Genomic DNA, 11,019 nt, shown 5'->3' with positions numbered 1-11,019 from the left:
GTCGTGATATAAGTGTCGTTAAAGTGTGTGACATACGAATGAAGCCACACTTATGATGCAGAACCTTTCGCCGAGACCTGCCGCCATGAACTTCGCCCAGCTCCGCGCCTTCCAGGCCATCGCCACCCACCGCACCTTTTCGGAAGCGGCGCAGGCGCTGGGGGTGAGCCAGCCGGCCATCACCCAGCATGTGAAGGCGCTGGAGGAGTCGGTCGGCGCGCGGCTGTTCCTGCGCACCGGGGCGGGCATCGAGCTCACCGCCGATGCGCGCGACCTGCTGCCCCGCGTGCGGCAGGTGATGCTGATGCTCGATGACATCGGCGCCCGCATGGATGAGGGTCGTGCACTGAGCACCGGCTATCTCGCGCTTGGCCTATGCGCTCCCTATGTGGCCATGCCGATCCTGGAGCGCTTCGCCGCGCTCCATCCCGGCGTCCGGCTCGATGTGCGGCTGGAGAACTCCAGCGTGCTGCTCGATCTGGTGGCGCAGCACCGCGTGGATGCCGCCATCGCCACACTCGAAGCGCCGCACCCGGATTTGGCCTGTGACCGCCTGCTCTCACAGGAAGTGATGGTGCTGGTCCATGACACCCACCCCTGGTGGGGACGCAGAGAGGTCGCACTCGAGGAATTGAGGGATCAGCGCTTCGTGCTGCGTGAAGCCGGCTCGATGACGCGGCATCTTTTCGAGGCGGCACTGGCCAAGCACGGCATCGCCGTCTCCGCGCATCTGGTGCTCGGCAGCCGCGAGGCGGTGAAAGAGGCCGTGGCAGCCAAGATCGGCCTCGGCATCGTGCTCAACCGCGAACTCGGCTGCGACCCGCGCCTGCATGCGGTCGCGATCGCGGGCGCGCCCGCACGGGCCGACGAATATCTCGTCACCCGCCGCGAAACCCGCCACCTCGGCACCGTCGCAGCCTTCGCGGCCGTGGCGACGACGATGTTCGGCACCGCTCCCTAGTGCGAGGCAAGTGCCTCTCTGCACAGACGGGGAAGAACGCCGTCGCGCGATTTGACGTTGGGATCGGCGACCGGGCGCCAGAAGGGCCTGCCCCTCGAAAGCCCACCCGGCACGCCACAATGACCAGCTCTATGGAAAGACGAAAAATCGTTTTCTGTCAAAGCGATACGACACGATCGAGCGCGATCGAAAGCCAGGACCGGAAGATTGTGTACGAAGATATGGCGACTGTCCGTGGTTGCAAAGTTCGGCAATGTCGGGCAATGGCGCAGACGCCAGAAGCCGGGGGCAGTGCGTGCGATATCGGGCGGATATTGATGGGCTTCGCGCTCTCGCGGTTCTTCCCGTGCTGCTGTTCCATCTCGGCGTGCCGGCCTTCTCCGGCGGGTTCGTCGGCGTCGACGTGTTCTTCGTCATTTCCGGCTTCCTGATCACCTCGATCATCCTGCCCGACATCAACGCCGACCGCTTCTCCATCCTCGCCTTTTATGAACGGCGCTGCCGGCGGCTTTTCCCGGCGCTGTTCGTCGTCTTCACCTTCAGCACCATCGCCGGCATCGCCCTGATGATGCCCTACGAGCTGAAGAAGTTCGCCGAATCCCTCGCCGCCAGCGTGCTGTTCTTCTCCAACATCGTCTTCGCGCTGCAGACCGGCTATTTCGACAGTGCCGCACAGACAAAGCCGCTACTGCACACCTGGTCGCTCGCGGTCGAGGAACAGTTCTACATCTTCTACCCGCTGGTCCTGCTGACGCTCCACCGCTACGCGCCGCGTTTCATCGCCGTCGGCGTGGCCGCATTGGCGCTGCTGTCGCTGGGGGTGAGCATCGAGGCGACCGAGAGCGGCCGGCGCGGGACCTATTTCCTGCTGCACACGCGCGCCTTCGAACTCCTCATCGGGGCGCTGATCGTGGTCGTTCCCCTGCCCCGCGCCAATAACGGCGCCCTTCGCGCCGCGCTGTCGATCGCTGGGCTCGGGCTCATCGGCTGGGCGGTGTTCCGCTTCACGCCGGCCACGCCGTTTCCCGGAGCGGCGGCGCTCGTTCCCTCGCTTGGGACGGGCCTGCTGATCTTCGCCGGGCTGGCCGGCGACGGATGGGTGCAGCGCTGCGTCGGGGCGCCGCCGCTGGTGGCGCTCGGGCGCATCTCCTATCCGATCTATCTCTGGCACTGGCCGCTGATCGTCTTCACCCTGATGGTGATCGACCGGCCGCTCGATGGAACGGACCAGGCGGCACTGGCGCTGGCGACCGTGCTGCTGGCGGCTCTCACCTGGAAATTTGTCGAGCAGCCGGTGCAGCGGCGGCGCTGGTGGCCGACCCGCCCGCAGCTGATGAAGGTTGCGATCTCGGGCTCGGCGGCGCTGGTCATTGCCGGCTGCGCGCTCTCGCTGCTGAACGGGTTGCCGCAGCGCCTGCCGGTCGAGGCGCGGATCGCCGAGGAATACCGTCTCTCGCGCGCGCAGCTATGGGAGCAGTGCCCACGCCCCGCCAGCCTGACGCGGGACGTGGTTGCCTGCGCGGTGGGCGACCTCGGGCGGGATCGATATGACTTTGCCATCCTTGGCGATTCACATGCCGCGGCGATGGCGGCGGCCATTGGCGAGCGCGCCCGGCATTTCGGCCTCAAGGGGCTGGTACTGCTGCGTGAGGGCTGCGCCGGGCTGGCCGGCGTGTTCTATTCGATCCAGGTCAACGCCCATTGCGAGGCGTTCATGGATTTCGCCGTCGGCCGCATTGCCGATGACGGCATCAGGACCGTCCTGCTGGTCTCGCGCTGGAGCCTCTATGCCGACGTCGACGCCACGCAGGCGCACGGACCGGACGGGCGGCTTCTCACCGCCGTGGCGGCGCTCCGCGAAGGCTTCGAACGGACGCGCCGCGCGCTGCCGGGGGCGAATTTCGTCGCCCTCAAGACCGTGCCGCATTTCGAGTACGCCCCACCGGCGGCGGTGGCGCGGGCGATCTATTTCGGACGCCCCATCCCCGCCGGCATCAGCGCCGCCGAGTATGAACGGCAAGAGGCGCACGCAACGGAGTTCCTCTCGGCCCTGTCCGCCGAGGGGGTGACGGTGCTCGACCCCGAACCGCTCCTGTGCCCGGACGGGCAGTGCCGCCTGACGAGAGGCCGCGACCTGATCTATTTCGACGACGATCATGTGAGCCGCTTCGGCGCGAAGATGCTCGCCCCGCTGTTCGATCCGGTGCTGGAGAACCTGGCGCGGTCGCAGGCGCATTCCGCCGCCGACTGAGATGTACCTGCCCCGCGCGACGAACCGCGAAAATCATCCGCAAACGCCGTTGCGCGACGCCGCGCGTTCGGATTAAACAAACCCTTGAAGGCGCGACGTTTTCTCATATCCGGCGCGCGGCGGACAACCTTCCGGCAGAGAAGGTGTCCTTGGGACTGGAAACACTGAGCGAGGCAGGATGGCGGTCAGGCTGTCGACCCACGAATTGCACAACACACTGCGCGACCGGCCGCGCCTGCCCTTCAGCGAGGCCGAGCTCTCGGCAATCCGGCTCGCTACGCCGGCCATTGCCCAGAAGCTCGTCCCCCGCTTCGAGCCGGCCGACGGGTTGCTCTATCTCGTGGCCGACAGCCTGCACATGGACTTCGTGCTCTCCAAGACGCTGCGACATAAAACGATTTTCGGCGCCGCCAAGCCACGCTTTACCGTGTGGATGGGCTTCGAGCACGGCGAGTTCTGGGAGGAAGGCCCGTCGGTGAACAATATCCGCGGCGCCGCCTATGTGTTCCAGCGCATGCAGGCCGCCGACAACTGGCTCGACAGTGAATACGGCCGCAAGCGCTGAGCGGGGCGGCCGTCGCTTGGCGCCTCACGCCGCCTGCAGCTTGAGCCCGACGATGCCGACGAGGATGGCGCCGACCGAAAGCAGCTTGAAGATGGTGAGCGGCTCGTTGAACAGCGCCGCGCCGAGCACCACCGTGCCGAGCATGCCGACCGCCGCCCAGGCGGGATAGGCGATGCTCATCGGCAGCGTCCGCATCGCCAGCGACAGGAAGATCAGGCTGACCAGGCCCGTCGCCACGGTGAGCAGGCTGGGTACCAGCCGCGTGAAGCCCTCCGCATATTTCAGCGAGAAGGTGAAAAGCACCTCGAACAACGAGGCGACCGCGAGCAGCACCCAAGGCATCTCATGTCTCCGCCGATGCGCGCATCGGACATATGAAGTCGATTGACTCACTCACTGGCGATGGCCAGCCGAGGGCGTTTATATTCAGGCGACTGCGCTCGCGGCAAACGCGCATTTCTCATGCGACGGATGAATTTGGTTCAGCCATAAACGCTCATGCGCTCCCTCCCCTCCCTCGGTTCCCTGCGTGCCTTCGAGGCTGCCGCCCGGCTTGAAAGCTTCAAGCGCGCGGCGGCCGAGCTGGCCGTCACCCCCACGGCGATCAGCCATCAGGTCCGGCAGCTGGAGGCCGAGCTCGGGCTGGCGCTGTTCCTGCGGCAGACCCGCCGTGTCGTGCTGACCGATGAGGGACGCACCCTGTTCATCGCCGTGCGCCAGGGATTCGACGGCATGGAGGCGGCGGTGCTGTCGCTTCGGCGCCGCGCCTCCCGTCAGGTCGCGACGCTGTCGGCCACCGTCGCCTTCACCGCGCGTATCCTGGTGCCGCGTGCCGCGCGTTTCCGCGCCCGCTTTCCCGGCTGGGATCTGCGCCTTCATGCCGCCGACGATCCCGTCGACCTCGCGGCCGGCGAGGCGGACGCGGCAATCCGCTACGGCGCCGGCCCCTATCCCGGCTTCGACGCGGTGATGCTGATGTCGGACCGCTTCGCCCCGGTCTGCGCGCCACGCCTCGGCATCCATGTGCCGGAGGATCTCGCCCATGCCGCGCTGATCCATACCGAGACGCTGCCCTTCGCCCCGCAGGCGAGCGTGCCGAGTTGGAGCCGCTTCGCCGCCGAGGCGGGATTGGGCTGGCTCGACACTTCGGCCGGCATCTCGCTCAACGATGAAAGCAGCGCCATACAGGCGGCGATCGCCGGGCAGGGAATCGCCCTGGTCAGCCTCGCGCTGGTCGCGCCGGAACTGGCCGGCGGCATGCTGCTACAGCCCTTCGGCCCGACGCTGGAGGGGTTGAGCTACCGCTTTCTCGCGCCCGCCGGCCGCGCGGCGAGCCCGGCCGCCGCCGTATTGCGGCAATGGGTGACGGAGGAATTCGGAATTTCGAACTAGTTTCTGTTTGTAGTGCGCCTATCGCATTGCCTTCACGGGTCCGTCGGGCAAAGACTTCCCCTGCGCCATTCGGAATCGGCGTGCCAACGGGAACCTGCTCCATGCTCACCGCGCGCCTTCTCCTCGCCTTCGCAGCTGCCTGCGTGCTTGCCGCGACGCCGTCGCTCGCCAAGGACCGCCGTGTCGATATCGTGAACGCCTCCGGCTACACCATCACCAGCTTCTTCGCTTCCGCCGTCGATGAGGACAGCTGGGAGGAAGACATGCTGGACAACGACACGCTGAAGAACGGCGAGACGCTCGAAGCCGATATCGACGACGGCTCGGACGCCTGCGTCTACGACTTCAAGGCCGTGTTCTCGGACGGCACTGTGCTGGTGAAGCGCAAGGTGAATGTCTGCGAGATCGGCACCTTCACCTTCAAGCCCTGAGCACGCCACGGCACTTCTTTATGCGCGCCTTAGCGGCCCGCACCATTTTCCCGATCGCGATCTTACGCCGACCTCACCAAGTCTCCATGCGAGGGCCAGAAGGGCCCGGAACCATGGAGACCATGATGTTCATCTCGGCTTTGATAAAACGGATCGTCGATGCCTTCAGGGGCATCGACGATCGCCTCACCGACGCGGCCTTCCAGCACGGGCGCTATTGCGTCAGCGATGCGAAGCTGCCGCGAGGCCGCCTCAGCCCAGTTGCAGTGCAGGCGGGCGGCCATTCACCAGCAAAAGGTCGCTCTCGTCCTTGAGGCTCACCCCGGTCAGCTGCCGCGCCAGCGCCTGCCGGATCAGCCAAGCCAGCTTGAACGCCGCGTGGCCATGCGAGAGCCCCTCGCCGCGCACATTGGAAATGCAGTTGCGCTCGGCGTCCAAACGCCCGCGCTTGGGCGCGAAGGTGAGATAAAGGCCGAGACTGTCGGGCGATGAGAGCCCAGGCCGCTCGCCAATCAGCACCACCACCGCGCGCGCCTTCAGGAGTTCGCCCACCTCGTCGCCCAACGCCACCCGCGCCTGGCTGGCCACCGCCACCGGGGCAACGCTCCATCCGGCCTCGCGAATGCGCGCCCGCAGCTCGATGAGGAAGGGTATGGCCTGCGTGTGAATGGCGGTGGAGGACAGCCCGTCCGCGACCACGATGGCGAGGTCGACCGGCTCGCCGGCGGTCTCGCGCAGCAAGGTGCGGCTTTCCTCGGACAGGCGACGGCCAAGGTCCGGCCGACGGAGATAGGCATCGCGGGCGGGGGCCGCCGAGGCCACCTCGATGATTTCGAAGCCCAGCGCGGCGATCTCCCCGGCCATGCGGGCGGCTTCGAAGGGTGTCTGCACCGCGTCGCGTGCCTGCGCATGCGCCAGCGCGAAGCGCAGCACCTCGCGCGTGGGCAGCCCCGCCCCTACCCGCCCGAGCGCGATGCGGGCGGGCGTGATGCCGGCAAGCCTGCGCCAGCTATCCTCGATCACCGCATCCTCGACCACGGGGTCGGCGGGCATCCCCTTGTCACCGTCGCCAGCACCCGCGCTCATGCCGCCAGTTCCGGGGCGGCGGCGAGCAGCGGATGACTGCCGCGATGGGTCTTCAGCCGTCCGTCCGGCCCGGTGATGCCCATGGTCTGCAACCACGCCTCGAATTCCGGCGCACGCTTCAGCCCCAGCACCTCCCGCAGATAGAGCTGATCATGGAAGGAGGTGGACTGGTAGTTCAGCATCACGTCGTCCGAGCCGGGAATGCCCATGATGTAGGTCACGCCGGCCGCGCCCAGCAGCGTCATCAGCGTGTCCATGTCGTCCTGGTCGGCCTCGGCATGGTTGGTATAGCAGACGTCGCAGCCCAGCGGCACGCCCATCAGCTTGCCGCAGAAATGGTCTTCCAGCCCGGCGCGGATGATCTGCTTTCCGTCATAGAGATATTCCGGCCCGATGAAGCCGACCACCGTATTCACCAGCAGCGGCTTGAACGGCCGGCACACCGCATAGGCCCGCGCTTCCAGCGTCTGCTGGTCGACGCCGTGATGCGCATTGGCGGAAAGCGCCGAGCCCTGCCCGGTCTCGAAATACATGACATTGTCGCCAAGCGTGCCGCGCTTCAGCGACAGCGCAGCCTCGCGCCCTTCCTTCAGCACGGCGAGGTCGATGCCGAAGGAGGCGTTGGCCGCCTGCGTTCCCGCCACCGACTGGAACACCAGATCCACCGGCACGCCGCGATTGATCACTTCGGTCGAGGTGGTCACATGGGTGAGCACGCAGGCCTGCGTCGGAATCTCGAAGCGCTGGATGATGCCGTCGATCAGCTTCAACAGCTCGCTCAGCACTGGCAGGCTGTCGGAGGCCGGATTGATGCCGATCACCGCATCGCCGCAGCCATAGAGCAGCCCGTCGAGGATGGAGGCGGTGACGCCGGCGGGGTCGTCGGTCGGGTGGTTGGGTTGCAGGCGCACCGCCATCGTGCCGGGCAGGCCGATGGTGTTGCGGAACTTCGTCACCACGCGGCACTTCTTGGCGACCGCGATCAGATCCTGGTTGCGCATCAGCTTGGACACCGCCGCCGCCATCTCCGGCGTCACGCCGGGCGCGATGGCGGCCAGAACCTCGCTGGTGGCGAGGCCGGACAGCAGGAAGTCGCGGAAATCGCCGACATTCATGTGCGCGATCGGCCGGAAGGCAACCGCGTCATGCGTGTCGATGATCAGCCGCGTGACCTCGTCTTGCTCATAGGGCACCAGCGCCTCTTGCAGGAACGTCGCGAGCGGCACATCGGCGAGGCACATGCGCGCGGCGACATTCTCCTCCGCCGAGGTGGCAGCCACCCCCGCCAGCATGTCGCCGGAGCGCAGCGGCGTCGCCTTCGCCATCAGTTCCCTGAGGTCGGCGAACACATAAGTCTGCGGCCCGACAATGTGACGATACGGCATGTCCGCTGAACCCCTGACGACGCCACTGCTCAATTCGGCGCCATGTCGAAAATGTACCCCGGCCCGCCACAGGGGGAAAGGGCGACTTCTGGTATGCCAGGCTGGACGATCGCCCCGTCAGGAGCTAAACGCCCGCCGAAGCACGGAGGAAATGCGCCATGGCCACGTTCATTCTCATCCACGGTTCCTGGCACTGGGGCGGGTGCTTCCAGAAGGTGGCGAACCTCCTTGGCGCGGCGGGCCATGCGGTGATCGCGCCGGACCTCGCCAGCCACGGCTTCGACCCCACCCCGACCGCCGCCGTCACCGACCTCACCATCTATGCCGCTCCGGCGCGCGCCGCGCTGGAGCAGATCGAGGGCAAGGCCATTCTGGTCGGCCATTCGGTCGGCGGGGCGACCTGCACCTGGCTCGGCGAGGAAATGCCCGAGCGGATCGAGGCGCTGGTCTACCTCACCGGCTTCATGGCGCCGAACGGCAAGACCGCCCGCGACTTCGTCATGACGCCGGCCTATCTGAAGGACCCGGCCATCGTCGAGACGCAGGGCATGCTGCGTCTCGGCAAGGAAGGGCTTGGCCTCGACCTGGCAAAGCGCGACCTCATCGCGCGCTCGCTCTATTCCGACTGCACGGCACATGACGTCGAGCGCGCCTTCCCCAATCTCGTGCGCGTCACCCCGCATGCGCCGTTCACTGCGGTCTCGGCGATTACGCCGCATCGCTATGGCAAGCTGCGTCGGCACTATATCGAGTGCCTCGAGGACCGCGGCCTGCCGCTCGCCGTGCAGCGGGAAATGCAGGCAGCCGTTCCCGGCGCACATCTGCACCAGTTGAACACCGGCCACTCGCCCTTCCTCAGCGCGCCGGAGGATGTGGCGGATATCCTGCTCGACATCGCCGGCTAGCTGCGCCTCGTGCGCCACACCTTGCGTCATCCGACGAAGGACGGCGGGAGAGCGGGTACAAGCCCTCTCCCGCTCATCATGCGGGCCGGATAGGTTAGCTGCACTTCCAGACCTATGAGGCGAAAATGTCCGATCAGGAAAAGCTCGAGCAGCTCCGCGCGAAGTACGGCTCCATTCAGGGTGGGGTGATCTTCGATCCGACCTTCAAGCGGGTGGCCGAGCTTCAGTTCAAGGGCGGCGACCGGCGCGTATGGCCGTGGGCCAATGCGGCGACGCTGCTCGACGCGCCCTACCGCCCCGACGTGCAGGAACTGCCGGATTTCGGCGGCCTCGACGTGGCGCTCATCGGCGTGCCGATGGACCTCGGCGTGACCAACCGCGCCGGCGCCCGCCTCGGGCCGCGCGCGGTGCGCGCCATCGAGCGGGTCGGGCCGTATGAGCACGTGCTCGGCATGGTGCCCGCCTCCGACGCCAAGGTGGCCGATATCGGCGACGTGCCCTTTACCAGCCGCTTCAGCCTGGAGAGCTGCCACGCCGACATCGAAGCCTTCTACAAGAAGGTCGTGGCGGCCGGCGTCATCCCGCTGTCGGTCGGCGGCGACCATTCGATCACCGGCTCGATCCTCAAGGCCGTGGGCGAAAAGCGGCCGGTGGGCATGCTGCACATCGACGCCCATTGCGACACCTCGGGCGTTTATGAAGGCTCGAAGTTCCATCATGGCGGCCCGTTCCGCAAGGCAGTGCTGGACGGCACGCTCGACCCGGCGCGCACCATCCAGATCGGCATTCGCGGCGGCGCCGAGTTCCTGTGGGAGTTCTCCTATGAGAGCGGCATGACGGTGATCCATGCCGAGGAGGTCACCGGCATGGGCGTGCCCGCCATCGTCGAGAAGGCGAAGACGATTCTCGGCACCGGCCCGGTCTATGTCTCCTTCGACGTCGACAGCCTCGATCCCGCCTTCGCGCCCGGCACCGGCACGCCGGAAATCGGCGGCCTCACCTCGCGCGAAGTGCTGGAGATATTGCGCGGTCTCAACGGCCTCGACGTGATCGGCGGCGACGTGGTCGAGGTGGCCCCGCAATATGATCCGACCTCCAACACCGCCCACGCGGCGGCTCAGGTACTGTTCGAGATCTTCTGCATGTCGGTGACGGCGCTGAAGGCGCGGCGAGGCGGCTGATGCGGATCGCGCTCTTGCAGACGGCGGGCGATCCTCAGAATCGCCCCGCCGCCAATCTCGACCGGCTGGAGGAGGCGGCCGCCCGCGCGGCCGTCGATGGCGCGCGCCTGCTGGTGGCTCCGGAAATGTTCCTTTCCGGCTACAACATCGGCGCGCAAGCCGCTGTAGCAGTTGCCGAATCGGCAAATGGCCCCAGTGTCGCCCGCGTGGCCGACATGGCCCGCCGGCACGGCATCGCGATCTGCTACGGCTATCCGGAGCGTGGCGAAGACGGGGCGGTCTACAATTCCGCTGTGCTCATCGACCGTGACGGGACCACGCTGCTGAACTTCCGCAAGACCCACCTTTTCGGCGACCTCGACCGGGCGATGTTCGCACCCGGTCCTGGCGCGGCGGAGCTTGCCGAGATCGACGGCTACAAAGTGGGAATCCTCATCTGCTACGATGTCGAATTCCCCGAAGCCGTGCGCGCTCTCGCGCTCGGCGGCGCCGATCTCGTGATCGTGCCGACCGCCAACATGAAGCCCTATGACGCGGTCTCGTTGTTCGTGGTGCCGGCCCGCGCCTTCGAGAGCGAGCTCTATGTCGCCTATGCCAATCGCTGCGGCAGCGAGGGTGAGCTCGACTATATGGGCCTCAGCTGCGTCGGCGACCCCAATGGCGGCAATCTCGTGCTCGCCGGCGACGGCGAGGAGCTCGTCTTCGCCGACCTCGATCCCGAAAAGCTGAAGCAGGCCCGCGTGCTCAACACCCACATGCGCGACCGCCGGCCGGAGGTGTATGGGCGGTGAGCCGTTAGGCGTCATCCCCGCCGAAAGCGAAGACGCAGAGCCGGGATCGCTCTCCACTCACAAGACGATCC

Annotated in this window: 11 protein-coding genes; 8 read left to right on the top strand and 3 right to left on the bottom strand. The window is 66.8% G+C overall.

What is annotated here, in order from left to right; genetic code table 11:
* Positions 1-85: 85 nt before the first annotated feature.
* The 3 genes from ACO2RV_RS18015 to ACO2RV_RS18005 all read left to right on the top strand — a co-directional run bounded on the left by ACO2RV_RS18015 (position 86) and on the right by ACO2RV_RS18005 (position 3,777).
* Positions 86-961, top strand: a complete 876-nt coding sequence (locus ACO2RV_RS18015) for a LysR family transcriptional regulator (protein ID WP_423295506.1) — start codon at positions 86-88, stop codon at positions 959-961.
* A 253-nt stretch (positions 962-1,214) separates the two neighbouring features.
* The gene (locus ACO2RV_RS18010; RefSeq protein ID WP_423295505.1) at positions 1,215-3,212 is read left to right on the top strand and encodes an acyltransferase family protein; all 1,998 of its coding nucleotides are present in this window, start codon (positions 1,215-1,217) and stop codon (positions 3,210-3,212) included.
* Positions 3,213-3,390: 178 nt separating this feature from the next.
* Positions 3,391-3,777: a hypothetical protein gene (locus ACO2RV_RS18005; RefSeq protein ID WP_423295504.1), complete on the top strand. Its 387-nt coding sequence runs from the start codon at positions 3,391-3,393 to the stop codon at positions 3,775-3,777.
* 24 nt (positions 3,778-3,801) lie between these two features.
* Here ACO2RV_RS18005 and ACO2RV_RS18000 read toward each other — a convergent pair whose 3' ends face one another.
* Positions 3,802-4,119, bottom strand: coding sequence for a DMT family transporter (locus ACO2RV_RS18000; protein WP_423295501.1), 318 nt, complete (start codon positions 4,117-4,119; stop codon positions 3,802-3,804).
* Between the two features lie 156 nt (positions 4,120-4,275).
* On the opposite strand from ACO2RV_RS18000, the gene ACO2RV_RS17995 reads away from it, so the two are divergent.
* On the top strand, positions 4,276-5,169 hold the full coding sequence (locus tag ACO2RV_RS17995; RefSeq protein ID WP_423295499.1) for a LysR substrate-binding domain-containing protein: 894 nt from the start codon (positions 4,276-4,278) through the stop codon (positions 5,167-5,169).
* Positions 5,170-5,270: 101 nt separating this feature from the next.
* Positions 5,271-5,600, top strand: coding sequence for a hypothetical protein (locus ACO2RV_RS17990; protein WP_423295497.1), 330 nt, complete (start codon positions 5,271-5,273; stop codon positions 5,598-5,600).
* Between the two features lie 252 nt (positions 5,601-5,852).
* On the opposite strand, the gene eutC is transcribed toward ACO2RV_RS17990, so the two are convergent.
* Positions 5,853-6,686, bottom strand: coding sequence for an ethanolamine ammonia-lyase subunit EutC (gene eutC, locus ACO2RV_RS17985; protein WP_423295495.1), 834 nt, complete (start codon positions 6,684-6,686; stop codon positions 5,853-5,855).
* On the bottom strand, positions 6,683-8,071 hold the full coding sequence (locus ACO2RV_RS17980; RefSeq protein ID WP_423295493.1) for an ethanolamine ammonia-lyase subunit EutB: 1,389 nt from the start codon (positions 8,069-8,071) through the stop codon (positions 6,683-6,685). Before ACO2RV_RS17980 ends, eutC begins: the two co-directional genes overlap by 4 nt.
* A gap of 158 nt (positions 8,072-8,229) precedes the next feature.
* Here ACO2RV_RS17980 and ACO2RV_RS17975 point away from each other — a divergent pair, with 158 nt between their 5' ends.
* The 3 genes from ACO2RV_RS17975 (at position 8,230) to ACO2RV_RS17965 (ending at position 10,948) form a co-directional block, all read left to right on the top strand.
* Positions 8,230-8,976: an alpha/beta fold hydrolase gene (locus ACO2RV_RS17975; RefSeq protein WP_423295491.1), complete on the top strand. Its 747-nt coding sequence runs from the start codon at positions 8,230-8,232 to the stop codon at positions 8,974-8,976.
* Positions 8,977-9,101: 125 nt separating this feature from the next.
* Entirely contained in the window at positions 9,102-10,157 is a 1,056-nt protein-coding gene (gene speB / locus ACO2RV_RS17970; RefSeq protein ID WP_423295489.1) for an agmatinase, read from the top strand.
* The gene (locus tag ACO2RV_RS17965) at positions 10,157-10,948 is read left to right on the top strand and encodes a carbon-nitrogen hydrolase family protein (RefSeq protein ID WP_423295486.1); all 792 of its coding nucleotides are present in this window, start codon (positions 10,157-10,159) and stop codon (positions 10,946-10,948) included. The genes speB and ACO2RV_RS17965 overlap by 1 nt, the downstream gene beginning before the upstream one ends.
* The last annotated feature ends 71 nt before the right edge of the window (positions 10,949-11,019 follow it).

Origin of the sequence: Ancylobacter sp. VNQ12 (genome assembly GCF_049445835.1) — a bacterium.
Classification (GTDB): domain Bacteria; phylum Pseudomonadota; class Alphaproteobacteria; order Rhizobiales; family Xanthobacteraceae; genus Ancylobacter.
Note: the sequence above shows the minus strand (reverse complement) of the source record. Positions and strands in the feature narration are given on the sequence as shown.

Excerpts from the sequence above, each read along its gene's own strand:
- ACO2RV_RS18015 (WP_423295506.1), top strand. The coding sequence starts at position 86 with ATGAACTTCGCCCAGCTCCGCGCCTTCCAGGCCATCGCCACCCACCGC.
- ACO2RV_RS18010 (WP_423295505.1), top strand. The coding sequence starts at position 1,215 with ATGTCGGGCAATGGCGCAGACGCCAGAAGCCGGGGGCAGTGCGTGCGA.
- ACO2RV_RS18005 (WP_423295504.1), top strand. The coding sequence starts at position 3,391 with ATGGCGGTCAGGCTGTCGACCCACGAATTGCACAACACACTGCGCGAC.
- ACO2RV_RS18000 (WP_423295501.1), bottom strand. The coding sequence starts at position 4,119 with ATGCCTTGGGTGCTGCTCGCGGTCGCCTCGTTGTTCGAGGTGCTTTTC.
- ACO2RV_RS17995 (WP_423295499.1), top strand. The coding sequence starts at position 4,276 with ATGCGCTCCCTCCCCTCCCTCGGTTCCCTGCGTGCCTTCGAGGCTGCC.
- ACO2RV_RS17990 (WP_423295497.1), top strand. The coding sequence starts at position 5,271 with ATGCTCACCGCGCGCCTTCTCCTCGCCTTCGCAGCTGCCTGCGTGCTT.
- eutC (WP_423295495.1), bottom strand. The coding sequence starts at position 6,686 with ATGAGCGCGGGTGCTGGCGACGGTGACAAGGGGATGCCCGCCGACCCC.
- ACO2RV_RS17980 (WP_423295493.1), bottom strand. The coding sequence starts at position 8,071 with ATGCCGTATCGTCACATTGTCGGGCCGCAGACTTATGTGTTCGCCGAC.
- ACO2RV_RS17975 (WP_423295491.1), top strand. The coding sequence starts at position 8,230 with ATGGCCACGTTCATTCTCATCCACGGTTCCTGGCACTGGGGCGGGTGC.
- speB (WP_423295489.1), top strand. The coding sequence starts at position 9,102 with ATGTCCGATCAGGAAAAGCTCGAGCAGCTCCGCGCGAAGTACGGCTCC.
- ACO2RV_RS17965 (WP_423295486.1), top strand. The coding sequence starts at position 10,157 with ATGCGGATCGCGCTCTTGCAGACGGCGGGCGATCCTCAGAATCGCCCC.